At 35.1% G+C, this 26315-nt stretch carries 24 protein-coding genes and 1 pseudogene; 11 read left to right on the top strand and 14 right to left on the bottom strand.

What is annotated here, in order from left to right; genetic code table 11:
* The first annotated feature begins 9 nt into the window (after positions 1 to 9).
* The 5 genes from qoxC (at position 10) to BAU27_RS24320 (ending at position 3736) form a co-directional block, all read left to right on the top strand.
* The gene (gene qoxC, locus BAU27_RS24340; protein WP_002174913.1) at positions 10 to 612 is read left to right on the top strand and encodes a cytochrome aa3 quinol oxidase subunit III; all 603 of its coding nucleotides are present in this window, start codon (positions 10 to 12) and stop codon (positions 610 to 612) included.
* On the top strand, positions 613 to 924 hold the full coding sequence (qoxD, locus tag BAU27_RS24335) for a cytochrome aa3 quinol oxidase subunit IV (RefSeq protein ID WP_071772227.1): 312 nt from the start codon (positions 613 to 615) through the stop codon (positions 922 to 924).
* A gap of 221 nt (positions 925 to 1145) precedes the next feature.
* On the top strand, positions 1146 to 2975 hold the full coding sequence (locus BAU27_RS24330; protein ID WP_071743724.1) for a monovalent cation:proton antiporter family protein: 1830 nt from the start codon (positions 1146 to 1148) through the stop codon (positions 2973 to 2975).
* A gap of 51 nt (positions 2976 to 3026) precedes the next feature.
* Entirely contained in the window at positions 3027 to 3284 is a 258-nt protein-coding gene (locus BAU27_RS24325) for a DUF4022 family protein (RefSeq protein ID WP_071772226.1), read from the top strand.
* A 14-nt stretch (positions 3285 to 3298) separates the two neighbouring features.
* The gene (locus BAU27_RS24320; RefSeq protein WP_071743726.1) at positions 3299 to 3736 is read left to right on the top strand and encodes a GNAT family N-acetyltransferase; all 438 of its coding nucleotides are present in this window, start codon (positions 3299 to 3301) and stop codon (positions 3734 to 3736) included.
* 39 nt (positions 3737 to 3775) lie between these two features.
* On the opposite strand, the gene BAU27_RS24315 is transcribed toward BAU27_RS24320, so the two are convergent.
* The 3 genes from BAU27_RS24315 to BAU27_RS24305 form a co-directional block, all read right to left on the bottom strand.
* Entirely contained in the window at positions 3776 to 4204 is a 429-nt protein-coding gene (locus tag BAU27_RS24315; RefSeq protein WP_071743727.1) for a hypothetical protein, read from the bottom strand.
* Positions 4205 to 4208: 4 nt separating this feature from the next.
* The gene (locus BAU27_RS24310) at positions 4209 to 4409 is read right to left on the bottom strand and encodes a helix-turn-helix transcriptional regulator (RefSeq protein ID WP_000301182.1); all 201 of its coding nucleotides are present in this window, start codon (positions 4407 to 4409) and stop codon (positions 4209 to 4211) included.
* A gap of 227 nt (positions 4410 to 4636) precedes the next feature.
* Positions 4637 to 5929, bottom strand: coding sequence for an NCS2 family permease (locus BAU27_RS24305; protein ID WP_071743728.1), 1293 nt, complete (start codon positions 5927 to 5929; stop codon positions 4637 to 4639).
* Positions 5930 to 6209: 280 nt separating this feature from the next.
* Between BAU27_RS24305 and BAU27_RS24300 the strand changes: the two genes are divergently transcribed.
* Both BAU27_RS24300 and BAU27_RS24295 read left to right on the top strand, forming a co-directional pair.
* Positions 6210 to 7601: an amino acid permease gene (locus BAU27_RS24300; protein WP_071772225.1), complete on the top strand. Its 1392-nt coding sequence runs from the start codon at positions 6210 to 6212 to the stop codon at positions 7599 to 7601.
* Positions 7602 to 7774: 173 nt separating this feature from the next.
* Positions 7775 to 9322 carry a DNA-binding protein gene (locus tag BAU27_RS24295; protein ID WP_071772224.1) on the top strand — a complete coding sequence of 516 codons (1548 nt, stop codon included), beginning with the start codon at positions 7775 to 7777 and terminating at the stop codon, positions 9320 to 9322.
* A 35-nt stretch (positions 9323 to 9357) separates the two neighbouring features.
* On the opposite strand, the gene BAU27_RS24290 is transcribed toward BAU27_RS24295, so the two are convergent.
* Positions 9358 to 11073, bottom strand: a complete 1716-nt coding sequence (locus BAU27_RS24290) for a DUF2339 domain-containing protein (protein ID WP_071772223.1) — start codon at positions 11071 to 11073, stop codon at positions 9358 to 9360.
* 138 nt (positions 11074 to 11211) lie between these two features.
* A complete protein-coding gene (gene brnQ1, locus BAU27_RS24285; RefSeq protein WP_083596139.1) occupies positions 11212 to 12513 on the bottom strand; it encodes a branched-chain amino acid transport system II carrier protein BrnQ1 in 1302 nt (433 codons plus the stop codon).
* Positions 12514 to 12768: 255 nt separating this feature from the next.
* Between brnQ1 and BAU27_RS24280 the strand changes: the two genes are divergently transcribed.
* Entirely contained in the window at positions 12769 to 14154 is a 1386-nt protein-coding gene (locus tag BAU27_RS24280) for a peptide MFS transporter (protein ID WP_071772222.1), read from the top strand.
* Between the two features lie 30 nt (positions 14155 to 14184).
* Here BAU27_RS24280 and BAU27_RS24275 read toward each other — a convergent pair whose 3' ends face one another.
* The 5 genes from BAU27_RS24275 to BAU27_RS24255 all read right to left on the bottom strand — a co-directional run bounded on the left by BAU27_RS24275 (position 14185) and on the right by BAU27_RS24255 (position 18207).
* Positions 14185 to 15267, bottom strand: a complete 1083-nt coding sequence (locus BAU27_RS24275; protein WP_071772221.1) for a YHYH domain-containing protein — start codon at positions 15265 to 15267, stop codon at positions 14185 to 14187.
* A 139-nt stretch (positions 15268 to 15406) separates the two neighbouring features.
* Positions 15407 to 16039 (bottom strand): class A sortase, encoded by a 633-nt coding sequence (locus BAU27_RS24270; protein WP_071772220.1) that lies wholly within the window; start codon positions 16037 to 16039, stop codon positions 15407 to 15409.
* Between the two features lie 117 nt (positions 16040 to 16156).
* On the bottom strand, positions 16157 to 16630 hold the full coding sequence (locus tag BAU27_RS24265) for a DUF2178 domain-containing protein (RefSeq protein WP_071772219.1): 474 nt from the start codon (positions 16628 to 16630) through the stop codon (positions 16157 to 16159).
* Positions 16623 to 16850, bottom strand: a complete 228-nt coding sequence (locus BAU27_RS24260) for a helix-turn-helix transcriptional regulator (RefSeq protein WP_083596137.1) — start codon at positions 16848 to 16850, stop codon at positions 16623 to 16625. Before BAU27_RS24260 ends, BAU27_RS24265 begins: the two co-directional genes overlap by 8 nt.
* Positions 16851 to 16953: 103 nt before the next feature.
* On the bottom strand, positions 16954 to 18207 hold the full coding sequence (locus tag BAU27_RS24255; RefSeq protein WP_071772217.1) for a 3D domain-containing protein: 1254 nt from the start codon (positions 18205 to 18207) through the stop codon (positions 16954 to 16956).
* Between the two features lie 647 nt (positions 18208 to 18854).
* On the opposite strand from BAU27_RS24255, the pseudogene BAU27_RS33625 reads away from it, so the two are divergent.
* The 3 genes and pseudogenes from BAU27_RS33625 to BAU27_RS24240 all read left to right on the top strand — a co-directional run.
* Positions 18855 to 19373, top strand: a pseudogene (locus BAU27_RS33625) (methyl-accepting chemotaxis protein); the annotation flags it as partial.
* Between the two features lie 132 nt (positions 19374 to 19505).
* Complete coding sequence (locus BAU27_RS24245) at positions 19506 to 20318, top strand: undecaprenyl-diphosphate phosphatase (RefSeq protein ID WP_071743741.1); 813 nt, start codon at positions 19506 to 19508, stop codon at positions 20316 to 20318.
* A 144-nt stretch (positions 20319 to 20462) separates the two neighbouring features.
* Positions 20463 to 21614 (top strand): VanZ family protein, encoded by a 1152-nt coding sequence (locus BAU27_RS24240; RefSeq protein ID WP_071772215.1) that lies wholly within the window; start codon positions 20463 to 20465, stop codon positions 21612 to 21614.
* Here BAU27_RS24240 and BAU27_RS24235 read toward each other — a convergent pair whose 3' ends face one another.
* The 4 genes from BAU27_RS24235 to cerA form a co-directional block, all read right to left on the bottom strand.
* A complete protein-coding gene (locus tag BAU27_RS24235; protein WP_071772214.1) occupies positions 21615 to 22934 on the bottom strand; it encodes a D-arabinono-1,4-lactone oxidase in 1320 nt (439 codons plus the stop codon).
* Positions 22922 to 24094: an amino acid deaminase/aldolase gene (locus BAU27_RS24230; protein WP_071772213.1), complete on the bottom strand. Its 1173-nt coding sequence runs from the start codon at positions 24092 to 24094 to the stop codon at positions 22922 to 22924. Before BAU27_RS24230 ends, BAU27_RS24235 begins: the two co-directional genes overlap by 13 nt.
* 113 nt (positions 24095 to 24207) lie before the next feature.
* Positions 24208 to 25209 (bottom strand): sphingomyelinase C, encoded by a 1002-nt coding sequence (gene sph, locus BAU27_RS24225; RefSeq protein WP_071772212.1) that lies wholly within the window; start codon positions 25207 to 25209, stop codon positions 24208 to 24210.
* A 76-nt stretch (positions 25210 to 25285) separates the two neighbouring features.
* Positions 25286 to 26137 (bottom strand): phospholipase CerA, encoded by an 852-nt coding sequence (gene cerA / locus BAU27_RS24220; protein ID WP_071772211.1) that lies wholly within the window; start codon positions 26135 to 26137, stop codon positions 25286 to 25288.
* Positions 26138 to 26315: the final 178 nt, after the last annotated feature.

Raw genomic sequence — 26315 nt, 5'->3', positions numbered from 1 at the left:
TGAAATGACATGGCGGCTTTAGATAAAAGCTTACCTTTGGAATATCAATCCGAGCAAAGCAGATTGAATATCCTAGGATTCTGGATTTTTCTTGGGGCTGAAATTATGCTGTTCGCAACACTTTTCGCCTCTTATCTAGTCCTTGCTGGTCGTACGGCAGATGGCCCAACACCAGCGCAACTGTTTGAAGTTAAAACACTTTTAATTCAAACGCTATTACTTTTAACAAGTAGTTTCACATGTGGTATCGCAATTCACGAAATGCGTAAACACAACCAAAAAGCAATGCTTGGATGGTTCATCTTTACATTACTTTTAGGTGCAGGTTTCCTATTCTTCGAGATCGAAGAGTTCATTATGTACGTTGGTGAAGGCGCAACAATTCAAACAAGTGCTTTCTTATCTGGATTCTTCGTTCTTCTTGGAACGCACGGAGCCCACGTAACAGGTGGTATCATTTGGGCAACTTGTGTTATTATCCAAATTTTAAAACGAGGTTTAACACCAGTTACAGCTCGTAAAGTATTCATTATCAGCTTATACTGGCATTTCCTTGATCTTGTTTGGGTCTTTATTTACACACTAGTTTACTTGAACGGGATGGTGGCGTAAATGGGTCAAAATAACCATCAAGCAAACGGGCATGCGCATAGCGGATTCCCATGGTCACACGTTTTCGGATTTATTTTATCGCTTGCACTAACGTTTCTAGCTTTATACGTGGCACTTTATACAACCCTGCCACTTTCAACGATTTTAACAACTATTATCATAATGGCTGTTGCGCAAGCGTTATTACAATTAATTATGTTCATGCATTTAAAAGAAGGAGAAGGAAGAATTCAAGTTCTTACAATGATATACAGTTTCTTCGTTGCAACTGCAACAGTTGGTTTAACTGTATGGATCTTCTTCTCAATGTAATTTGCATGAAAAAGACTGCTGAGATTCCTCAGCAGTCTTTTTTTATGCCCCTCCCCTATTACATCCACATTACGGAATTCACAACAGAATCATGAAAAATATACTTATTATGACAAATGTTAAGAAAACTCTTTCTTTATGAAATCGAATCCATATGCGTTGATTTTCTTCCTATTATATGGCTAAATAGGTACTATATTTATTCGAAGGGAGAGAACGCAATGGAACATCATACTTCTGTTCTATCACTTATGGTTGTCGTTGCAATCGCGTTTTTCGTTCCCCTTTTGTTACAACGCTTTAAATTAAAAGCACTTCCTGTCGTTGTTGCAGAAATTATTGCAGGAATCTTTGTAGGTAAAAGTGGGTTTAACATCATTGAGCCAGATATGTGGCTTCAAGTCTTATCGACACTAGGATTTATCTTCCTAATGTTTTTAAGTGGGTTAGAAATTGACTTTTCTATTTTTAAACAAAAAGGGAAAAAGAATACGACAAACGAACCAAATACATTCCAAGCAGCAAGCATTATCTTCTTATTTATTTTCATATTATCTTATGCCCTATCATTAATATTCGTATGGCTAGGATTTGTAGACAATGCAATGTTCATGACTTTAATTATTTCAACTATTTCTTTAGGTGTTGTCGTACCAACATTAAAAGAAAATAACTTAGGAAAGACTGCAATCGGGCAAATCATTTTATTAGTCGCTGTTATCGCAGACTTAGTTACAATGATTTTACTCGCTGTATTCGTCGGATTAAATTCCGAAAGTGGCCAAAGCATGTGGCTTCTACTTCTTCTATTCGGTGCTGGTATTGTAATTTACTTTGTCGCAAGACGCTTTAAAAATATTCCATACCTAGAAAGCTTAAAAGCCGGTAGTGTACAAATTGATACACGAGCTGTTTTCGCACTCATCTTAATATTAGTTGGATTATCTGAATCTGTTGGGGCAGAAAACATTTTAGGAGCCTTTTTAGCAGGTGTACTCGTATCTTTATTATCACCAAATGAAGATATGGTTGAAAAACTTGATTCCATCGGATATGGTTTCTTCATCCCTATTTTCTTCGTAATGGTTGGTGTAAATCTAGAAGTATGGTCTATTTTTAAAGAGCCTTCTAGCATGCTAATGATCCCAATATTAATTGTGGGACTATTTATCTCAAAACTGTTACCATCACTCGTCTTACGAAAATGGTACCCACGCAATATCGTACTCGGAAGTGCTATTTTGTTAACATCAACACTTTCTTTAGTTATTGCGGCTGCACAAATCGGTGAAAAGCTAGGCATCATTAGCCCAAGTTTATCAGCATCCCTTATTTTAAGTGCAGTTATTACTTGTATTTTTGCACCTATATTATTTAACAAGATGTTTCCAAAAGTGGAAACACCAAAACCTAGAGTATCTATTATTGGCGCAAGCAGAATTACCCTTCCGTTATCACTTGATTTAAAACGTGAAGATTATGACGTAACACTATATATGATGCGTCAAAATAAAATAAATGATGATGAAGCGAAATCTCATGACTTCCCTATTGTAAAATTAGATGAGATTACTATTCAATCTTTAATGGAACAAAAAGCTTTCGAAGCAGACCGTGTTGTTGTTGCGACAAGTGATGATGAACAAAACTTATCATTAGCAGAACACGCCAAAGAATTCGGTGTTGAACACGTCATCGCAAGTGTAGAAGATCCGCTTCTACAAGAAAAAGCGACTCAAGAACATATCGCTGTATTCTCGACTATTAACTCTACACGTATTTTATTACGTGCACTTATTGATAAACCAAGTCTCGTTCGCTTAATTACAACAGCAAATGAAACGGTACGTGAAGTTGAACTACGAAGCAATAAATATAACGGCTTAGCACTTCGGCGCCTTCCGTTTTTAGGTGATGTACTTGTTATTCAAATTTACCGTGGTAATAAAGCATTAATTCCACATGGTGATACGAAGTTACAGCATGGCGATACTTTACTTGTAACAGGTTCAAAAGAACATATTGATACAATGAAAAGCATATTAGAATAGAAAATGCCCCTCACATAATTGAGGGGCATTTTTTCATTTCCATATGGTAAAATGTTACTATCATATATTATGGGGATGAATCACATTATGTCTATTGTAACTTTAGCTCTCTTATTATTAGCGGAAGTACTCATTGCCATTATTCTTATCGGTGTTAGCATTGAAATTTGTAGTTATGGCTGGAAAAAATCAAATGGAGTCAAATACACTTGTCTCTTACTTTCGCTTCTTCTCGGAACTGCTAGCATACTAGGCCTTCTCATTGCACCCACATATTTCTTCTTACAACTTATAGAAAAGGGCCTATAAGAAAGGATGATATTATGATTACAGTGAAACATATTGATGCATCTGAAACATACTTATTACGCCAAAAAATTTTACGTCCTAATCAATCATTAAAAAATTGTAAATACCTTTCCGACTACGAAATAGACTCCTTCCACTTAGGTGCGTTTCTAAACGATAAACTTATTAGTATCGCTTCCTTTTCAAAAGAACTATACCCAGACTTACAAACTGGTATCCATTATCGCCTACGAGGAATGGCAACATTACCTAACTTCCGAAACCAGCGTGCTGGCACTTCTTTAATCCGTAAAGCTGAACAAATCCTCCAAGAACGTGGTGCAAGTACTTTATGGTGTAATGGCCGAATCACTGTAACAGACTATTACAAACGATTAGGTTTCCATGAGCATGGTGAAATCTTTGAAATTGATACACTTGGACTACATAAAGTAATGTATAAAGAAATATAAGAAAGGCTTTTCCTAATATGGGAAAGCCTTTCTTATATTTCAATCTTCACTTTTTATTTTTTTCATATATATGTATATAAACAAACTAGGAACTAAAAAACAAGCAAACATAATAAGTGCTGTCAAACTAATTTCCTTTATCGAAATATCAGGTGTTGCCACGATACAAATAGCTAAAATTCCAATAACAATACCTACTGGAATTAATAATAGCTTCATAAAATAACTACGCGATACTCCCCCTGTATGCTCATACACTTCCACCGAATTTTTTAAGTTTAAAAAGTTAATAACTACTATCCCGCCCATAAATACCATTAATAAATCTGAAACACTTTCATATCCTGCACCTTGCAAAACATAGCGATAAAAAACAATACCTAGTATGACGATATTTTGTAAGATGAAAGCTAGTCTAATATGTTTTAACCCCTCAATCATTAAACGTTCATCTTTCACGATTTTCACCCTATCACTCCTTTTCCTCCCAGAACAAATCATTCAATGTTTTATCTACTGCATAACAAATTTTCAAACATAAATCTAAAGACGGATTGTATTTCCCCTTCTCAATTAAACTAATCGTTTGCCTTGTAACGCCTACTTTTTCTGCTAATTGTTGCTGTGTTAAATCTAACTGAACACGCGCGACTTTTATTTTACTTACAGCCATTCATGTTCCTCCTCTACCTTTATTGTAACATATATATTCCATTAAGTAATTTATATTTTACGTAACTGATTTAATTTTCACCTTACCCTACATTAACGGATAGTAAAACACCCGATTGGTGAGGGCTGCTAAGCAGTTGGAATGAACAAAAGCCCCACCGTTTATAGTTTCACTTTATTATACACAAAAAAGGGCCTCTCATAAGAAGCCCCCTTTCTATATCTATATTATAAGAATAAATGACATCCAAATAAAATTGTAAATAAGTATAGTAACGGATGTACTTCCATTCCTTTTCCCTTCGCAATTTTTAAAATTGGATACACTAAAAATCCGATTGCAATTCCATTCGCAATACTAGATGTTAACGGAATACCAACGAAAATTAAAAATGCCGGTAATGCATCTTCGAATTCATTCCAATTAATATCACGAATGCTTTGTGCCATTAAACTACCTACTATAATTAAAGAAGGAGCTGTAATAGCTGCTACACTTGATAAAGAGGCAATAACAGGGCTAAAGAATGCCGTTATAATCGTTAAACAAACGACCACAATACCTGTCAATCCAGTTTTACCACCTGCAGCAATTCCTGCTGACGATTCAATTGTCGCTGCTGTCGGGCTTGTCCCAAAGATAGAACCTGTCGTCCCGCCAATTGCATCCGCAATGAACGCCTTACCAAAGCGCTTTTCGGTGTTATCTGTATTTAAACCTGCTTGTTTAATTAAACCTAGTAAAGCACCTGTTGTATCAAATAAAAGTACAAGTAAGAATGAAAAAATAACTCCATATAACCCATATTGAATTACATCCGAAAATGCATTGATAGGGTTTGAAACAATGATGCCTTCTGGTAAATGTGGCATTGCGACAATGTTATTTTCAAACTTTAATTGCCCTGTAAAGAAAGCAATAATCCCTGTCACAATCATACTAATAAACAATGCACCACTAACACGTAATACCATTAATACCGCCGCTAATATTAAACCAATTAGAGTTAAAATAACGGCTGGAGAATGGAAGTCACCAATCGTAACTAAGTTAGATGGATGATCAACGATAATTCCAGATAGACGTAATCCAATAAAAGCAATAAATAACCCAATTCCACCTGCAATCGCATGTTTTAAACTGTCAGGAATTGCGACAATTAGCTTTTGCCTAAATGAAGTGAACGATAATAAAAGAAAAATGATACCTGTTACAAATACTGCCGAAAACGCAATGACATATGTAATCCCCTCTGCCTGTTGAACAACAGAATAAGCAAAATACGCATTCATTCCCATAGCTGGAGCAATAACAATTGGATAGTTAGCTAAAAACGCCATACATAGCGTTCCAACAACTGTCGCAATAATAGTTGCCGTAAATGCTTGATCAAATGGTACACCTGCATCAGATAATATTTTCGGATTGATGACAAGAATATACGCAAATGTAAAAAAAGTTGTGATGCCAGCCAAAATTTCTTGCTTCACAGAAGTGTTATACTTTTGTAATTGAAACATACTTATGTACCCTTCCTACACCTGAATTATTATCACACATTCTTTTCTTATTAGTATGTGAGAAAATGTAATACTTAATCTTAACAATCAATAAAAAGAAGAGTCAATATATTCTCTAATAGTTAGAATTTTAAGTTTAAGTCTGACAAGCTCAGATGTAGTACAGTGTATTATGATTATTTTTGTAGCATAACAGATAGAAATGTTTTATAATTTGAAATAGTTAAATATTTAGTAAACGCATTCAAATATCGTTCACTCTACAGGGGGTATTCTTCTTATGCAGCAAACAAACAAATCTGAAACTTTAAACCGCGGTTTAAAACAGCGCCATATTACTTTAATGTCTCTCGGTTCAGCAATTGGCGTTGGACTATTTTTAGGATCAGCTTCCGCTATTAAACTAGCTGGACCATCCATTTTACTAGGTTACATGATTGCCGGACTCGTTATTTTTTTCATTATGCGCGCACTCGGAGAAATGGCAATTGAACAACCGGTTGCTGGCTCTTTTAGTAAATATGCAAATGATTACATCAGCCCACTAGCCGGGTATATTACAGGCTGGAATTATTGGTTTTTATGGGTTGTTACTTGTATGGCGGAAATTACAGCGGCAGGAATTTACATGCAGTACTGGTTCCCAGATATCCCGCGTTGGATCTGGGCGTTACTAGCTCTTTTATTAATGAGTGCTTTCAACTTCTTATCTGTAAAAGTATTTGGAGAACTTGAGTTTTGGTTTGCTCTCGTTAAAATTGTCACAATTATCTGTATGATAGTAGTCGGTGCTGGGATTATTTTATTCGGATTTGGAAACGGAGGCGTTGCCACTGGCATTTCAAATCTTTGGGAGCACGGAGGCTGGTTCCCAAATGGATTCTCTGGATTACTACTTTCCTTACAGATGGTATTATTCGCTTATTTAGGAGTCGAACTTATCGGGGTTACAGCTGGTGAAGCTCAAAATCCGAAAAAAACACTTGCAAAAGCAATTGATAACGTATTTTGGAGAATCTTATTATTCTACGTTGGAGCTCTATTCGTTATGATGGCAATTTATCCATGGAACGAATTTGGTGAGAAAGGAAGCCCATTCGTATTAACATTCGAGCAAATCGGTATTGCAAAGGCAGCAGGTATTATTAACTTTGTCGTTTTAACAGCTGCTCTTTCTTCTTGTAACGGTGGTTTGTTTAGTACAGGCCGTATGCTATTTACATTAGCACAACAAAAGAAAGCTCCTGAACGATTCGGCCGTTTAAATAAAAACGGTATTCCAAGTCAAGGAATCGTCGCAACAGCAATCGTTTTACTCGTTGGCGTTATATTAAACTATCTTGTTCCTGCAAAAGTGTTTACATGGCTAACTAGTATTTCAACTTTCGGTGCAATTTGGACTTGGGGAATTATATTAGTCGCGCAAATTAAATTCCGTAAAGGATTACAGACTAATAAAAAGGATAAGCTAGCATATAAAATGCCTTTACACCCATTAAGTTCATATTTCTCACTCGGCTTCCTTGTACTTGTACTAGGTATAATGGTCTATTCAGAAGATACACGAATCGCATTAATCGTCGGTCCAATTTGGCTTATCGGCTTGGCTATCGTGTATTATACGAAAGGTTTTCATAAGATTGATCAATCATCTAATTCAAAAATTAGTTAAGTCCACGATCTCTTCCTAATTTACTAGGGAGAGATTTTTTCATTATTCGCGCAAATATTTCTCAATTAAATTAACGTTATCTTTGCACTATTTAATATTTTCTATCTTTATTTTCATAGAAAAATCAATTACATTATTAAAGCACATATATTTATTTTTAGGGGGATTCTTCTATGAAGAATAAAAAATGGATTCAATTTTCTTTAGCAACAGCAATCACACTTAGTATAGGGAGTTCCTACATTCCGTCTACTTATGCCGAAAGCTCCGTAGACCCAGCTCCTGAAATTGCTGCAAAAGTTGTAAACCAAAACAATGGGAAGAAAGTATTATTCGATAATACGCACGGTCAAACGGCTGGGACAGCTGACTGGGTTATTGATGGCGGTTTTTCTGATTTCGGAAACGGCATTGCCCAAAACGGATATTATGTAAAAGAACTTCGTAAATCAACATCTATTACATACGACGATTTAAAAAATTACAATGTATTTATCGTTCCAGAAGCAAATATTCCTTATAAAAAATCTGAGCAAGATGCAATGTTACAATACGTGAAAAACGGTGGCAGTATTTTCTTCATTGCCGATCATTATAATGCAGATCGTAATAAAAACCGCTGGGACTCCTCAGAGGTGTTCAATGGATATAGGCGCGGGGCATGGGATAATCCAGCAAAGGGTATGTCTAATGAAGAAACAACATCACAAGCTATGCAAGGAGTAGAAAGCTCTGATTGGCTATCCGATAATTTTGGCATTCGCTTCCGTTACAATGCACTTGGTGATGTTTCAGCTAAAAATATCGTCTCACCTGCACAATCATTCGGAATTACAGAAGGCGTTTCATCGGTAGCAATGCATGCTGGCTCTACTCTTGCGATTACAAATCCAAAACTAGCAAAAGGTCTTGTGTATCTTCCAGAAAATCCATCAAAATGGAATAACGCTGTTGATAGCGGCGTTTATAACGGCGGTGGTGTTGCAGAGGGGCCTTATGCTGCTATTTCAAAAGTTGGTCTTGGAAAAGCAGCCTTTATTGGTGATTCTTCCCCTGTTGAAGATGCATCGCCAAAATATGTTCGTGAAGACTCCGGTCAAACGAAGAAAACTTATGATGGTTATAAAGAAGAAAACGATGCTGTTCTATTAAAAAACATAGTGAATTGGTTAGCGAAGCAAGAAACATTTACAAGCTTAGATCAAGTAAGTGGTTTACAGCTTGATGCACCTACAGCTCTACAAACATTTGAACAGCCAAGTCTATCAACAGAACCACAACCAGAACCTTGGAGCGCACCAAATCAAGGTTACCAGTGGTTCAATACAAATACTTTTAAACCAGGTTCATACGGCTATAACGGTGCAGTGACAACGAATGATTACGTAATTACACACCCTAGTACTCTACCAAACAATGAAGTGTTCCAAATGAAGATTCAAGTAAATAACTTATTACCAAATACAACGTACAATAATTATTCTTTAGGTATTTTCACAACTGGCGGAACACAGGTAGCAAAAGTTCAAAATACAAATGGCACTTGGCCGTCTTCTTTCGGATATAGCAGTACATTCTCTTTCATAACAAATAACCAAGGATCTGCTGAAAAAATTGTGAACGTACAACTTGATCCAAATACAACTGGACAAGCAACACTTCGTCTACGTCAAAACACGACAGCGAAATATAGTGAAACTGTAACGATTAATAAAAAATAATGAAAAAGGCAATCCACATATGGATTGCCTTCTTCTCACTTCTCTTCTTTTGAGAAAAACATTCTTGAGATAACAATGCCTATACTACCGACAATTAAGAATAATACTGCCCTAATCATCATAGACACCTCTGGTAAGTCGAGAAGGAATAACTTCCCTACTGTTACTACTAATACGACTAATCCCGCATATAATATTTCATTCATCTGTCTATAACGGCCAAACCAAACTGCAAATAAAGCATATACCATCCATAATAATGATACAGATACGCTAATGATACTTCCATCTGTAGAAAGAACTTCACCGATTCTAGTAATTGTAATAAATACAATGATCATTAACGAGTAGAGCGCTATAGAATAAACATATTTACCTAAACTCACTAACACTTCTTTCGCTTGTCTCATGCAATAATAGAACGTTCCTATTAATATAATATGAGCAACAAACCCTGCTGAAATGAACTCATCAAATGGGCTAAAAATCGTCTGTACCATTCCAATCGCATAAATCGTTGCACTTACATACAATTTAATATTTTGCTTTACTTTAATAGCAGTCACCATACCGAGGAAACCTTGTAACAATAATACGATCGCTGCATTCACCAAACTATACTCATATAAAATCGCTAAACTAAATGATCCCATTGCAAAACCAAATAACAAATCTGTAAAGATAGATTGCTTATTCTTCCTATATTCAAGTACGAACATAACAGCATGCACAAATGCACTTATAACTAATCCCCACGTTGTAAATTCAGGAATTTGGGAGATGGCTAAAATAAAGAAAACTGCATTCGCACTAAATATCGCCGATCTTGCTTCTTGTATGAATGTTCTTTCCGAAAACATATGCCAAAATAACAGTAAATGAATGGCACCGTATACAACTGTTAACTGCACTTGCACGTTTCCTACTAATATTGACATAACAGCAAAGAAGACAAATAGGACAATTGCCGCAACCACATAAGAAATCATATACAGGTACTTATAACGGTTTCTCAATGCATACCATAATAAACTAATTGTTAATATCGTCTCATAACTAAAGAAAATATACGTATTAGGAGTCGTACTATTTAACAAGAAAGGAACAAAAAATGCTCCAACCGCCACAAAAATAGCGAGGTATTCCGATCTATATCTTTTCGCTAAATAAATCCCTAAAATAACCCATACAATATTACAGATAAACGCAATACTTGCAGGAATAAACTCATATAAATAGTGTGCCGCAAACGTTGTTAAAACAATTCCCGTAATACTTCCTCCAGCTAATACTAGCCCTAACGCTTGCCGCTCTCTTTTAATTTGTATATCTCCTACGTAATACAAACCGGCAGATAGTACTATACCAAACACAACCCGTATCGCTGGTGTTAATAATCCAGCATCTACTCCTGCTTTAAATAACCAAATAACGCCGAGTAGCATAATACCGACAAATATGCGTGGTAACCATGTTTGACAAAACTTTATAATATTAAATGGTTCCGGCTTAAATGCAGATATATCTACTTGTTTCACCTTTGGCTCTAGTATGGACTCCCTCGTCTTAACTACATCTTCTTGTAACTTTTTATTACTTACCGTCTCAATGTATTCTTTCTTTTCCTTATTAACATTTTGCTGAACCTTTTCAATTTCCCTTTGCTTCGCTTTCAAATCATAAAGTGTCTCTTGCATCGTTTCAATTGCCGTTTCGAGTGCTTCTATTTTCTTATTTAAATCTCCCTTCATACGCTCCCCCCTCATTACCGATCATTATTAAACCTATATATTACCAATTATCCTTATCATACTATTAGTCTATTCATGTTCGATACCATTTTTCCAAAAAAAGAAAGGTGTTTTCCGAAATAGGAAAACACCTCTTACTTATTTCTTCTTATTTATAGCAATACTAACAATAACACCAATACAAACACCGAAAATAGCTGGAACAATCCATCCAACACCTTCTGTATAAAACGGAATGTATTTCAATACTGGTGTCCACTTATTCATCATCACATTTTTATTTAAAATATCAATGGCACTAAATAACGCTACGATTCCAATCGATACCGAATATACATATACATACTTTCCAATATACTTATGGAATAACCCTAAAATAATAAGGGTTAGTGCAACGGGATAAATAAATCCGAGAATTGGTACTGATACTTTTAAAATTTGTGTTAATCCTAAATTAGCTAAGATCATACTAACAAGACTTAATATAAACGCCCAAACTTTATAAGATACTTTCGGAAATACACTAGCGAAAAATTGACTACAAGACGTAACGAGTCCAATCGAAACACATAAACACGCGATAGTAAAAATAAGACCTAATAAAACTACTCCACCTTGTCCAAATAATGCCGTCATAACTTGCGCTAACACTTGCGCACCGTTATCAAATGTCCCCAACGAGCCACTAATTGAACCAACATATCCGAGGACGACATAAATAACAGATAGTAATAGTCCTGCCCCGATTCCAGCAATACTCATATATTTCGCTAAACCTTTATCATCTTCAACACCTTTTGCACGTAGGGCATTTGCAATCACAATCCCAAAGATTAAAGCCGCTAGCGCATCCATCGTTAAATACCCATCTAAAAAACCTTGGAACATAGGAGCTTGTCCATAATTTCCTGCAGGCTCTTTCAAACTGCCTACTGATGTAAACATACTTTTTATAAATATAATGGCAATCATACATAATAATAAAGGGGTTAAAACCTTTCCAAACAAGCCCATTAATTTAGATGGTGATAAACTTAACCAATACACAATACTAAAGAAAATAACTGTGTAAAACAATAATACAAAGCTTCCCGCTTCTGGGAGTAACTGCCCTGGACCCATTTCAAAAGCTAAACTTCCTGCACGCGGTATACCAAGACCAGGTCCAATAAATACATATACAATACACGGAAAAATAATGGCAAATGAAGAATGAACTCTACCCGCTAACGTTTGAAAGCTTCTTGCCTTCGCAATAGCAATAACACCTAATATCGGAAGCCCTGTTGCTGATATAATAAAACCTAGCAATGCAATCCACACATGCTCTCCCGCTTCGTATCCGAGGAAAGGTGGGAATATAAGATTCCCTGCTCCAAAGAACATCGAGAATAACATAAGACTAATAAGTAAAATTTCTTTTTTCTGTAACAATTTCATTTCTTTCTCCTTCTTCAATTTCATCATGTATGAAATCTATTCCACACGTAGGAAAAACGCGATAATCCGCTTCCTTACAAAGAAAACATAGTCCATAGTCTACCACAAAAGAAACACCCATTCTATAGACATTTCCCTTTTCCAATTTCTTCTGAAAAATCAACCTTCATTGACTTCCAATAGTTAATAAAGTAAAATATTAAATATACAAAACTATTAACTTTGTTTTTTGTTTGTGTCAGGAGGAAAAATCACATGGAATCAACGATACAACTAGAAAGAGAACAACAAAGAAAAAAGAAACATCCTCCCGGTTTATACTTACTCTTCTTTACAGAAATGTGGGAAAGATTTAGTTACTATGGATTACGAGGATTATTAACATTATATTTAACAACAGCTTTAGTAAGTGGTGGTCTTGGGTTTAGTCCCGCTTGGGCACTCTCTATTTACGGATTTTATACTGGAGCTTGTTATTTCACACCATTGATCGGTGGATACTTAACAGACCGTTTTCTAGGTAAACGAAAAGCCATCACAATTGGTGGTATAACAATGGCAATCGGTAACCTTACACTATTTGCCTTGCAAAACCAAGTCGGCCTATACCTCGGATTAGCGCTTATTATTATCGGTAATGGATTCTTCAAACCGAATATCTCTACACTTGTTGGAGAATTATACGAAGAGCACGATCCAAAACGTGATAGTGCATTTACAATTTTCTATATGGGTATTAACGTCGGTTCATTTTTAGCTCCACTCGTTTGCGGATTTTTATCAGAAAATTTATTCAAAACAACAGTAGATGGCGTTGTTCATTACGGATTCCGTTACGGTTTCTTAGCGGCTTCAATCGGAATGATCATTGGACAAATTTTATTTACAACACTATCTAATCGCTTCCTTGGTGATATCGGTAAAAAACCAACTCGCGATTTACAAACGGCTGCTGGACAACCAACAGTAGGAGATACACCGTTAACAAAAAAAGAAAAACAACGTACCGCAGTTATCGTCATTTTAACATGCTTCGTTGTCTTCTTCTGGGCTGGCTTTGAACAAGCTGGTAGCTCGTTAACATTATATACAAACAAATTTGTAGACCGCTCTGTGTTCGGATGGGAAGTTCCAACATCTTGGTTCCAATCGGTCAATCCGTTATTTATTATTTTACTTGCTCCAATCATTTCAGCATTATGGGCAAAACTTGCAACTAGAAAAAAAGGTGATTTAAAAATCCCAACAAAAATGGGACTTGGTATGATCCTACTCGGTATCGGTTATATCATTCTCGTTATCGCTACATTAAAAACAGGTAGCGATGAACATAACATTACAGAAAAAGCAAACCTACTATTTATCGTCTTTACGTATCTTTTCCATACGTTAGGTGAGCTATTCTTATCACCTGTTGGACTATCAATGGTTAGTGCACTTGCTCCAGTAAAACTTGCTTCTTTATTAATGGGGGTATGGCTAGCAAGCTCAGGAATCGCCAACATTTTAGGCGGACAACTTGCGAGCTTTACAACTTCACTTGGATATTCTGAAGTATTTACAGTAATCGGAGCTGCAGCGATTGTTTTAGGTTGTGTTTTATTATTAATTTCTAAGAAATTAGTGAAATGGATGGATTAAAAAAGATGAGGAATTTCTCCTCATCTTTTTTTATGCTTTCTCGCCCTTTTCTATTGCTTGTTCATACAGATCTTTGTGCTCTTTATATTCACTTGGTACGAAGTTTTTATAGAAGAATGACAGCCAGCTATCTCCTTTTTTATATCCTTCTTCTCGGATTTCTGCTGCCTTTTCATTTGATTTAAATCCTTCCGTAAACCATTTCTTTAATGATTCGTGTTTTTCATACTTAGCAGGAACTTTCAAATCATAATTTTCAAATGCATATGTATATCCAGCTTTTTCCGTCATTTTTTTGGCAGACTTATATCCTGTTTCATACGCGGTTTCAAATGCTTTCACATATGTATCCTTTTCAGTATTTCCAGGTTTCTTTTCAGCTAATTCTTTACCAGCCTTTTCACCAAGTTCCGCTTGTTCTTTTTCAATCTTTTCGGTTCTCTCTTTATTACCTACTTGGAAACCTTCTGCAAAGTTCACCTTAAACTCAGGAGTAATTTGACTATCGTCCATTGCTTCTTGTGCTAACCCTTGCTCTTTACCTTTTTCAAAATGCGCTTTTTTCTGTTCTTCTAAAGACCATGCCGTAGCATACGCAGTTGTAAATTCTTGTTTATATGCATCTGACTTTCCAGCTACATGTCCTTCTGCATTATTCTTTCCTGCTTTAAAATCTATCTCTCCGCTTTTTTGCCCTTCAGCTTGTCCCTTTTCAGATTCTGCTTTGCGTTGTTCTTCTGCAACTCGCTGTCTCTCTTCCTCTGCTTTGCGCTGTTCTTCTGCAGCACGCTGTCTCTCTTCCTCTGCTTTACGTGCTTCTTCTGCTTTACGTTGTTTTTCAGCCTCAGCATTGCGCTGCACTTCCGCTTGTCTTTCAGCTTCTACGGCACCATTATTATTTTGACTAGGAGCTGGATCCGTTGCACCACTACTAGAAGCTGGTTTATTGTGATAATGATATTCCCCGTACTGTAATCCCCATTTTTCACAATTTGTACGACACGTATGTCCACCATTCGCATCTGTACGCCCTGGATGTGCATAAGCAGAAATTGGTGCTACCAATAACGCTACACTTGTTGTTAAAAGAAGTTTCTTCACCTGTTGTCTCACTCTTGTTCCTCCCAAAATCTAGAATTCTAACTTTATTATACATAAATAGAAGGATTTTTAAATACCAACTAAAATATTCTATTATTTCTCAACAATAGTAAAAAAGAAGGTCAACTCTTTAAAGAGTTGACCTTCTTTTTTACTTCTTCGCCTTCGTTCCTACTAAATTACCAGCTACAACATAACGCTTAGAATTATCTTTTACAGATACACATGTAATAAGCGTTATCTCATCTTTCCCATGATCTTCTACAACTTCCCACTTATCCGGAGTTACTTCAGATACACCAGTAACAGCGTACTCATATTCATTTTCATTATCATATAAATAAATTTTATCGCCTTTTTTCAAAGATGCTATATCACTAAATAAAACACCTTTTTTAGACATATTATGTCCTGCTAGCGCGTAATTCCCTTTTCCCATTACTTGATTTTCTTTTACTGTCGCTGCACCTGACAATAGATTTTTCTCAGTAGAAGCTTTTAAAACGGGAAGTTCTACTGAAACACTTGGAATCGAAATACGACCGATTACTTGTGTCTTATCTAACGATGCATTCGCTACTTCTGCCAAGTCTGGTTGATTAATTTTTGAAGCATCTACAAATTCCGTTTCATGCTTTTCATATGCCATCTTTTGAACTGCTTGCACATTTTCTGTCTGTTTCGTTTCTGCTTTATATCCATCATAGAATGGCTTTCCAATTAACACACCACCTACAACAAATAACAGGATTGCTACTATACTATAAATTCTTTGCTTGTTCATATACGATTCCTTTCCGTTACAAAATCTTACTCTATATAAAATGATAAGACAATATTGCTATATGCACAAGTGTAAGCTGAAAAGAAACCTTCTCGCTTCAGCAAGAAGGTTTCTTTTTTAGACTAATTTATTTCTGTACAGGGATACGTAAAAGACTGTCATTTGAATAAAAAGCATGAAAAATAAAATATATAATGGGTATCCAGGAATATATAAATTAGCTACAGGAGAAAGTGTTAAAAATCCAATAGCAATAACTATTCCATACCAGAATGAAACAAATGTTGTCCGGCATGCTTTTTGTGTAATTGCTTTTTCCCGCTCGTCTTCTTGTGGAAATAATAACGGGTACATCCAATAAGAAAGAGCTTTATGTTTCTTCTTTTGAACTTTATAAAAAACCGTCGTTATAATAGCTACAATTGTTAACACTCCTAATGGCATCATATTGATTGTTACTTCAAACGGTAATTTCTCAGTTTCAATAATATTTGCTAGCTCTATCCAAGCATAATAGAGCTCAATAAACGCCCAAAAAGCTATCATAAATCTCAGCACATTTAAGATATAAGAAACCCCAATTCTATTCATTCTCTTCCCCCTCCTTATTTAAAACAAACACATCTTCCATCTTTAACTCGAATACATCACAAATCGTAAGTGCTAATAACAACGAAGGAACATAATCCCCTTTTTCAATTGCAGCGATCGTTTGTCTCGTTACTCCAACCTTTTCTGCTAATACACTTTGTGTGAAATTAAAACGAGCTCTTAATTCCTTCACTCTGTTTAAAATGGTCAAATTTACCACCTCTTGCCATTATTGTATGCTACTCTTAACAAAATGTAAACTCAACTTAACATTATTTCTACAAAAAAATCCAACTTCACTTGTTGTGAAGTTGGATTTTTATTTAGTTTAAAATTGTAATTTTAACAGTTCTTCTACCCCAAGCATTAGCTGTTGCAGAATCTGGCATTAATAAATCGATAATATGACCTTTAATTGCACTACCCGTATCTCCAGCAATTGCTGTTCCATAACCTTCTACATATACAGTAGATCCTAATGGAATAACTGCCTCATCTACAGCAATTAATTTCATATTGGGATTTGCAGTCAAGTTATGCCCCATCTTAGATTTTACAGTTTCACCCGCTTTATAACCATTTTCAGATGGATCAGCTGTATAAGCAGTTGCTGTTACATAAAATTCTTTTCCACCTTGAGCTGGTTTAGGGTCTGGCTTAGACTCTGGTGTTGTATTTTTTGCTACAGGCTCTGCCGGCTTAGCTGCCTGTTCCTCTTTTTGCTTAGCTGCTGCTGCCTTCGCTTTCGCTAGCTCTTCTTGCTCAGCCTTTGCAGCTGCTTCCGCTTTTGCACGCTCTTCTGCTGCAATTCTCGCTGCTTCTTGTTCACGAGCAATTGTTTCTTGTACTGTTTTCATATTTGACTCAATTTTAGCTTTTTCTTCTGCTGCTAAATTAAGTTGGCTTGCAATCGTATTATATTTAGCTTGAACTGCTTGTAAGTTACCTTGACGCTTTTTCAAGTTATCTTGCAACTCAGCTTGTGCTTTTGCTAATTTTTGCTTATCTACTACTAAAGATGCTTCTTTTTCGTCAATCTCTTTTTTATCTTCTTCAATTTGACGAAGATCTTGTTCTTGTAGACGTAAAATTTCTTTATCTGCATCTAAAATTGTAGATACCGCGTTCATACGTTGTATAAAATCAGCAAAGTTTTTTGATTCTACAACAACCTCTACTACTAAACTCGTATTTGAGCTATTTTGAACAGAAACCATACGTTTTTTCATAATGTCCTTACGAGCAAGGACTTTATCTTCTAAAACGACAATATCTGCTTTTTTTTGTTCAATCTGCTTATGTGTTTCATCGATTTTACGTTGAATAGCAGCTTGATCCTCTTTATTTTTTGCAATTGTATTATTTAAATTATGTAGTTCGTTTTCGATACCTTTAATTTCTTTACTAACAGCTTGCTTCTCTTGCTCTTTCTTTTGCATTTCTGCATCGTTTTGTTGCAATTGCTGTTGCATGTTGTTAAGTTTCTCGTCGTTTGACTCTGCTTTTACAGCGACTGTACTAGAAAGACCGATAATTCCTGCTAATACTAGACTACTGATTCGCTTAAAATAGTTCATAATCCGACTCCCTTCTTATACAGTTATACATGATTTATTTTACAGTTTGTTTACAAAACCATTAAATACAGTTTATTTTTCATGACAAAAAAGAGAGAATTATGAATAAAATGTAATAGATTCTTAAATATTTAAAAAATACTATATTTAAATGTTACGAAAGATGCTAGAATCCAAATATAGAAAAATTAAAAACCCTAAAGGCGGTTGAATTAAATAAAATGTTTACTCAAAAGAAATCACTCCAACATAAAATTGATCAACTAGAAACTCATATACATGAACTAGAAACAGAATTAAAACAAAAAGATGTGGAAAAACAAGAAATTATATCTTATATCCATAATCGTGTAAAAAACGTTATGCAAGAGCACAAACTTGTAAATAACCAACATCATACACTCCAAAATTTAATTCAACAATTGAACGCATGCTTTGAAAATGTTTCTATGCGTACTACACATTCCAACGAATTAAATAACGAAATGCTACAAAAAGAGAAAAACTTAATTCAAGCTATTGAGGAAATTATCGATTGCTCTAATGAAGGAAAAGAATCCGTTCATCGCTTACTCATTGTAATTAATAAGTTAGGTGAACAATCTCAACGTACTTCTAATAGTATGAATCATTTAAGTGAACGCTCTAAAGAAATTGAACAAATTGTAGAAGTGATTCAAAACATTGCAGCACAAACAAATTTACTAGCGTTAAATGCAAGTATTGAAGCTGCACGTGCTGGAGAACACGGTAAAGGATTCGCTGTTGTTGCTAATGAAGTAAGAAAACTAGCAGAAAGCACAGCTGAAAGTACAAAAAACATCGGTAACTTAACGAAAAAAATTCAAGAAGAAATTGAAAAAGCATATGAAAATACAAAAGATAATTTACATTTAGTTGATGAAGGTGTAGAAATGAGCGCTGATACTAACGCTAGAATCGAAAATATTTTAATTATGATTCAAACATTACAAAGTGGCGCTACAACTGTTATTAAAGCTATCGAGAACCAAAAATCTTGTAATGATGATATATTACGAGAATTTGAAAATACACAACTACTGTTCCAAAAGTTAAATACTACTATTATGAATCATATTAATGATACTGAAAAAGTTGATGTCCAATTATCAAAAAGTATTCAAGAAATAGTTATTTCTCAGTAATATAAAAAATCCCCTATGACGTAGTAGGGGATTTTTTATATATTTCGAATATTATTTTCTTCTCAATATTCGCTCTCTCTTTTGTTATAATAAAAAAGTTGTTTCTTTCGACTAATACACAAGGAGGATGTTATGGAACAATTTTATTACATTTTAAAATATTTAATTCTTGGTCTATTCCAAGGACTAACAGAACCAATTCCGATTTCTTCAAGCGGTCACCTCGTTTTAGCACAGCATTTGCTAGGACTAAAAATAGAAGGGTTTAGCTTTGAGCTACTTGTTAATTCAGCTTCATTATTAGCTGTATTACTTATTTATAGAAATGACTTAATTCGTCTAACAAAGAATGGTCTATCTTATATATTTACAAGAGCAGAAGATGCAAAATCAGATTTTTTCTTTATTATTTACCTCGTTATTGCAACCATTCCAGCAGGTGTAATTGGAGTTTTATTTAAAGATTATATCGACCAATATTTAAAAGGTGTTAAAATGGTTGGGATTTCTCTTCTTATTACTGCTATCGGTCTTTGGATTATTCGAAACTTGCGTGGACGTAAAAATGATGGCGATCTTTCTATGAAAGATGCAATCATTGTCGGTCTAGCACAAGCTTGCGCACTAATTCCTGGTATAAGCCGATCAGGTGCTACAATCGTAGCAGCAATGTTACTTGGTATGAAGCAAGAAACAGCTCTTCGCTTCTCATTCTTACTATACATTCCTGTTAGCTTAGGTGGTTTATTGTTAAGTATTACAGACATTGCAAACGATCCAAATTTAGATACATTATTTGTCCCTTATATTGTTGCCTTCATCGCAACATTCATCATGACATATATTTCATTAAAATGGTTTATGAACATTATGGCAAAAGGAAATTTAAAATATTTCTCTTTCTACTGTATTATCGTAGGTGTACTAACTATCATTTTCTTATAAAATGATAGTTAACACTCTTTAAAGCAAGTCATTCTATTCAAATGAGATGACTTGCTTTTTTCTATTTCGAACTATTTTAACTTTGTTTTCAATTCTTTTTAGCGCTATAATGATAAACGAAATTTCATTGAAAGGAGCTTCATTTTGACTGCATATTTATTTCCAGTAAAAACAGCATTTATTTTATTTCCTATTTTAGCAATGTTTCTCTTAATTCCTTTTTTAATATTTAATTATCGAAAATACGGTTACTTAAATAAATGGCGCTCATTTATTTTATACTCATTACTACTCTACTTATTAAATGCCTATTTCCTTGTTATTTTGCCGTTACCACAAACGTACGATACTTGTAGCCTACAACCTGCTAATACACAGCACATGCAACTATCACCATTTTATTTCATACAAGAGATTAGTAATCATACATCGGCAATTTTAACAAAACCAGCTACTTATTTCTTGTTATTAAAAGAATCTGCATTTTTACAAGTTGCTTTTAACGTTCTACTAACCGTTCCATTCGGTATTTACTTACGTTATTATTTCCGACGTAGTTTCTTACAGACTATTTGTATTTCTTTTTGTCTTTCACTATTTTTCGAGCTAACACAGGTGACTGGATTGTACGGTATATATAATTGTGCCTATCGCTTATTCGATATCGACGATTTGTTTTTAAACACACTAGGTGGCGTAATTGGTTTTATCATTGCACCAATATTTACGTACTTCCTTCCAAAAGCGAGCGAGTTAGATAGTCATATTGATTTGGAAACGAAACCAGTTGGATTCGTTCGTCGCCTTATCGCGATGCAAATTGATTGGATTTTCTTATCTATCGTTGTACCTGTCATTAAAAACAAAGGAAATTCTTTCTTCATTTCTAATATTCAATCTTACACCAACATATACGAACTCATTTTCATAACGTGTTCAATTTTTATTTACTTTATTATCATTCCATACTTTACGAATGGAAAAACAATTGGGAAAGCATTGCTTCGCGTTTACGTGAAAGGAAAGTCAGATCGTATTACAATGAAGGAATTATTCATTCGTTACGGTATATTCTATTTCATTTTAGGTGGAATCAATTATATTCTTTCTAGTAGCTCTATCTTAAATATTACAGAGCCTTTAGTATTGCTGGTTACATTGTTGTTCCAATTCGTAATTAACGGCCTATTCATTATTCATGTTTTATTGCATGTATTTAGCCAGGATAAATTACTATTTTACGAGCATATCAGTCATACAAGAAATGCAATTCTACTTAAAAAAGCTGACAAATGATTATTTGTCAGCTTTTTTCATACTCATGAATAACTTTTCTGCATAAGGATTTAAAAACATTCCCGTTTCATCTAGTGACTTCCTCACTTGTAAAAACAAATGAAACTCTGGATATATATCTTGTAATTGCTCATACGATAAAGTATGCATTTTCCCCCAATGCGGGCGTCCTTCATACTTTCGAAAGATTTGCTCCACCTCACCAAAATAAGCGGCATACTTCATACCTTTATACATATGAACGGCAATATACGCTGAATCTCTTCCGTACGCTGGACTGAGCCATATATCATCACCTCTCACATACCGGCATTCAATCGGGAAGTGTACCTTATACTTTTTCTTTTCAATAAGATTTGAAATTTCTTCTACAACAGCCCTCATATACTTTGAAGGGACACTATACTCCATTTCATAAAATGGAACCGTACGTGATGTAGCGAACACTTCATAGCTCGGGCCTATTATTTTTGTGTTTGGTACAGCCTTAGCTGATAATCGACTTACTGCTTTACTTATAGATGGAAACCATTTACACCCTTTAGATAACAAAGAGAACATCCTATTTTCAAGTAACTCCACCTTTAGTTTATGCCATTTCAAATCACTTTCTTTACTCATTGTTTCATTTGTAAATTTCACTTGCACCTCATCTGAATAAGGAAAAACGAAAAATTCAAAATGACGATTCTTCTTATATTCTTCTAGCTTGTTCATTACAGCAGATAATGACTGCTTTTCACTTTCATAAACGAGCGAATACGCTGGGATAACTTTCAATTTTATCTTTACAATGATACCTAGCATTCCAAGCGACACCTGAAATGCTTTCCAATATTCAACGTTTTCGGTTTCTGAACAAACTATACTCTCACCTGTTGATAAAACTGCCGTAATCTCTATAATTTGTGTTGATAAACTCCCAAATGTAACACCCGTCCCATGAGTACCCGTACTAATCGCTCCAGCAATAGATTGTGAATCAATATCTCCTAAATTCTCTTGAGCATAACCTTTTTCCTCAAGTAACTTCCCTAAATCATATAACTTTGTTCCTGCCCATACTTCGGCAACCATCTTCTCTGCATCGATATTTGCAATGCCCTTCAATTCATCTAAAGAAACTAAAATTTCTTCCGTTTGCACGAGAGGTGTAAAAGAGTGCCCTGAACCGACAACACGAATTTTCTTTCCCTTTTTTCGTGCAAGCCCTACAACTTCCACTACATCTTGTATACTTTTTGGATACATCGTATAATGCGGCTTTCCTTCTACATTCCCTGTCCAATTTCTCCATTTTTGTCCCTTTATAGAAAGCATTGTCCATCCCCCCGATATGTTGAATACTCCCCAGCAATCTCTCCTTTTTTAACGCGATACAAAACAGGAAAGCGTTCACATAACTCTCCAGCTTTACTATGGCGAAACAAGATAGAATCTCCTATATCCACCCGTTCCTCACCGTTATAAAAAATTGGCGTTTGCACTTCACCAGCACCTTCTAACGCTAATAGTCTTGCACCACCCGGCCTCCAAATCTCAGGCTCTTTATCTTTACCAACTGCGCCTGAAGCAATATATCCACCACCGAGGCAAGTATAAATACACGGAGCTGGTTTACGCACAACGGGTAAAGCAAATCCGACAGCTGGCTGAAATTGTACTTCTTTATAATAATCAAATAGTTTCGGGGAATAAAAAGCAGAACCTATTGTAATCTCTGAAACTGAGTTATCTTGCTCAGTTGTTTTTATACTTCCTGTTCCTCCCCCATTTACAAATCTTAGTTTAATACCAAGGTTTTGTATTTCTTTTACGATACGTCCTCTTCTTTCTTTAACCTCTAATACTGATTTCTTCTTTAAATACGAAACCACTTTACTTTTCATCCATTGCTTCGGTATATGATCCCCCACCCCAGCAATTTGGGCCTCATATCCCATTACACCATCTAGTATTAAATATGATGAGCCCTTCACCTTTCCTACTATTTTCAAAGCACTCTGTACGTCTTTTACCGGGGATCTTTTTACACCAAAATGAAATTTTAAAAAACGACTACTCATATCAATATCCAAACAAACGCGAAAACAACCTTTAGACTTCTCAGCAATTTTTTCTAAATAAACAATATGTTCTTCACAATCCACCATACAAGTTATACTGAGTCCTTGCTTTGTTAGCAAACTAATTTCATATAAAGCTCTTTCATCATAAGCAGGATATCCGAGCAATAAATCATTAAATCCTTGTTCAATTAAAAACAAAGCTTCTCTAGGGGAAAAACACATAATACCTTGAAACCGATCATTTGCAGCCAAAATCTTTTTCATAATTGGAACAGAGCGTACTGATTTACTCGCTATACGAATCTTCTTATCTCCACTTAACTCTATAATCGATTGAATATTTCTCTCTAAAGCCAGTTCATCTAAAAATGCACACGGTAATGGAACTTCCTTAAAAATTCCTCTATCCACATTTTTCTCTCCTCTTCTATATATGTCTTATACATATTGGAAAGAAAAAATGATTTTCCTGTTTTCAAATAAAAAAAGTTTCTTCTTCACGAAGAAACTTTTTTTAGACTACTCTACTTCATAGAAATAGTGGCCTCTACTGGATAATGATCAGAGTAATCATTATATGTATATTTTTTGAACCATGACGTAACAGTCCATTGTGGCGATTTCGGCTGTAACACCTTATTCTCTATATACGATGGATTCGCATGGTCCTTACTTGTAATAATATAATCTAAATACTCGGCAGGGCTATCGGGGAAGTTATATTTCGCAATACTGTTTGTCGTCGCATCCCAAGTCGTAGTATGCCCAGTATAAGATGGAATAGAAGCGTGCAATGTTTTGAACATGGATGCGTACTCTGAGTCACTATTGTTCTCAGCATTTATTTTATTCACATTCATATCACCACCAATTAACACATACTCGTTATTTGGTATATTTTTATTTTTAATAAAATCTTGAATTTCTTGTAGCTGTTTTGTACGTACAGATGCTGGCGAAGTGTTTCCACACATACTATCTTCAGCTTGTAAATGAGTCCCAATCACATGTACAAAACGATCATTTTTCTTAACTTTTGTGTATACAAACCCTTTATTTGATAAGTTATCTGGTCCACAGCCTTGTTCGAATACATATTGAATCTTTTCAACAATTGGCCATTTACTCACAATCGCTACACCTCCATCTTCAGGAGTCGAAGATGAATAGTTTCCTAACGTCTTATCCCACTCGCTTCCACTACTACGACCTAATACTGCCGTTTGATTTGGATATTCTTTCTTCAAATTTCCTATTAAGCGATTTGAAGCACTATTATCAAACACTTCATTTAATATAACAACATCTTGATTCTTTATATAATCTGCCGCTCCAATTAAATCAGCACGCTGAATTTGTCCCCAGTTGGGATATAGATTTGTTGATAGCATGTACACATTATGCGTCATAACTTTTAACGTATCATTTTGATTTGTGGACATTTCTGCTTGAACGGAAGATCCACTATATAAAGCTGCTAGACTTATTCCAAAGCTAAGTACACCTTTTAACAATTTACTTTTCACGAGTCATACCTCCATGTATTGTATAGTGATAAAAAGGCCAAATACTCTATTCTGAGATTTGACCTTTCTCCAATACTTAACGATTTCCGTACGTATCAAACCAAAGCTGAATATATCCAGCTGTTACACGTTGCGCTTCCGTTAATCGCTTACCGGTCATTGGTGTAACTTCAGCACGCCATTTGTCCGCATAACTTTGTGATACAGCAGCTTTTACAAACCAACTTTTCGTATTACTATTTACAATGCCAGGGTAATCTTGCTTCGCAGCCACTGCCGCCCCATGAATCCAATCTTCAGGGTTCGTACCTTTCCAGTTCCAATATCCATTTCCGTCCGTTACTTTGTAATTATCTTTAATTGTATCTACAAAGTTTTCATATTTAGAATGGAATCCTTGTGGATAAGAAATATTCGTAAAGTTTGCTGCATGCATCGGTTGATTTACATCTCCTAAATAATGAAGAGATAACCCTAAATAGAAGAATGCTTGTTTCATATCTTTATTTTTATAAGATTCACCAGCTAATTTAAAATACTTAGCTCCAGTTTCCTTCGCTTGCTTTGCAAGTGGAATGTATGTACTTCCATTGTCTGGATCATAGAAATGCGACGCAAATGTACTATTGTCATAATAAGGATTTTCATAATCAGCAGAATAAATGCCATTTTCTAAATCTGTGCGCCATTCATTTAATAGTGCAACTTGATCTTGTTTTACAATTGTCGTATTACGGGACATAATATCAATTGCACGATTCACGATCCATAAATGAGAGTTTACACCTTCTGAGTGTTTATCTTCAGCGGACCAATATTGAATAATCTGTACTCTATTCCCTCCATCATTTTCATGTGCAAAAGCTACATTTTGTAACGGAGCTGCTAACGTAATAGCTGCTGCTAAAGCAAGAACTTTCTTTTTCATCTGAAATCCTCCATTTTATAATTAAGTTATTGTAAATATTTTGTTAAGATCCTACGATGTCTTTCGGTTAACTTATGATTAGAATATCCCACCTTTCATTGAATTTCTATTATTAAATCAAAATATGCAAATGTTCATATCACTATAACTTTATACATAGTGAACGTAATGAATGAAT

Source organism: Bacillus sp. NH11B (genome assembly GCF_001884205.1).
GTDB classification, from domain to species: Bacteria; Bacillota; Bacilli; order Bacillales; family Bacillaceae_G; genus Bacillus_A; species Bacillus_A proteolyticus.
This window is presented reverse-complemented; position numbering and strand designations above follow the sequence as displayed.

What these genes read in the sequence shown, in the direction of transcription:
- BAU27_RS24265 (WP_071772219.1), bottom strand. Translation starts at nt 16,630, where the DNA reads ATGAATAGAATTGGGGTTTCTTATATCTTAAATGTGCTGAGATTTATG.
- BAU27_RS24235 (WP_071772214.1), bottom strand. Translation starts at nt 22,934, where the DNA reads ATGCTTTCTATAAAGGGACAAAAATGGAGAAATTGGACAGGGAATGTA.
- BAU27_RS24280 (WP_071772222.1), top strand. Translation starts at nt 12,769, where the DNA reads ATGGAATCAACGATACAACTAGAAAGAGAACAACAAAGAAAAAAGAAA.
- BAU27_RS24310 (WP_000301182.1), bottom strand. Translation starts at nt 4,409, where the DNA reads ATGGCTGTAAGTAAAATAAAAGTCGCGCGTGTTCAGTTAGATTTAACA.
- qoxD (WP_071772227.1), top strand. Translation starts at nt 613, where the DNA reads ATGGGTCAAAATAACCATCAAGCAAACGGGCATGCGCATAGCGGATTC.
- BAU27_RS24290 (WP_071772223.1), bottom strand. Translation starts at nt 11,073, where the DNA reads ATGAAGGGAGATTTAAATAAGAAAATAGAAGCACTCGAAACGGCAATT.
- qoxC (WP_002174913.1), top strand. Translation starts at nt 10, where the DNA reads ATGGCGGCTTTAGATAAAAGCTTACCTTTGGAATATCAATCCGAGCAA.
- BAU27_RS24330 (WP_071743724.1), top strand. Translation starts at nt 1,146, where the DNA reads ATGGAACATCATACTTCTGTTCTATCACTTATGGTTGTCGTTGCAATC.
- BAU27_RS24320 (WP_071743726.1), top strand. Translation starts at nt 3,299, where the DNA reads ATGATTACAGTGAAACATATTGATGCATCTGAAACATACTTATTACGC.
- BAU27_RS24300 (WP_071772225.1), top strand. Translation starts at nt 6,210, where the DNA reads ATGCAGCAAACAAACAAATCTGAAACTTTAAACCGCGGTTTAAAACAG.
- BAU27_RS24295 (WP_071772224.1), top strand. Translation starts at nt 7,775, where the DNA reads ATGAAGAATAAAAAATGGATTCAATTTTCTTTAGCAACAGCAATCACA.
- cerA (WP_071772211.1), bottom strand. Translation starts at nt 26,137, where the DNA reads ATGAAAAAGAAAGTTCTTGCTTTAGCAGCAGCTATTACGTTAGCAGCT.
- BAU27_RS24255 (WP_071772217.1), bottom strand. Translation starts at nt 18,207, where the DNA reads ATGAACTATTTTAAGCGAATCAGTAGTCTAGTATTAGCAGGAATTATC.
- brnQ1 (WP_083596139.1), bottom strand. Translation starts at nt 12,513, where the DNA reads ATGAAATTGTTACAGAAAAAAGAAATTTTACTTATTAGTCTTATGTTA.
- BAU27_RS24325 (WP_071772226.1), top strand. Translation starts at nt 3,027, where the DNA reads ATGTTACTATCATATATTATGGGGATGAATCACATTATGTCTATTGTA.
- BAU27_RS24305 (WP_071743728.1), bottom strand. Translation starts at nt 5,929, where the DNA reads ATGTTTCAATTACAAAAGTATAACACTTCTGTGAAGCAAGAAATTTTG.
- BAU27_RS24270 (WP_071772220.1), bottom strand. Translation starts at nt 16,039, where the DNA reads ATGAACAAGCAAAGAATTTATAGTATAGTAGCAATCCTGTTATTTGTT.
- BAU27_RS24245 (WP_071743741.1), top strand. Translation starts at nt 19,506, where the DNA reads ATGGAACAATTTTATTACATTTTAAAATATTTAATTCTTGGTCTATTC.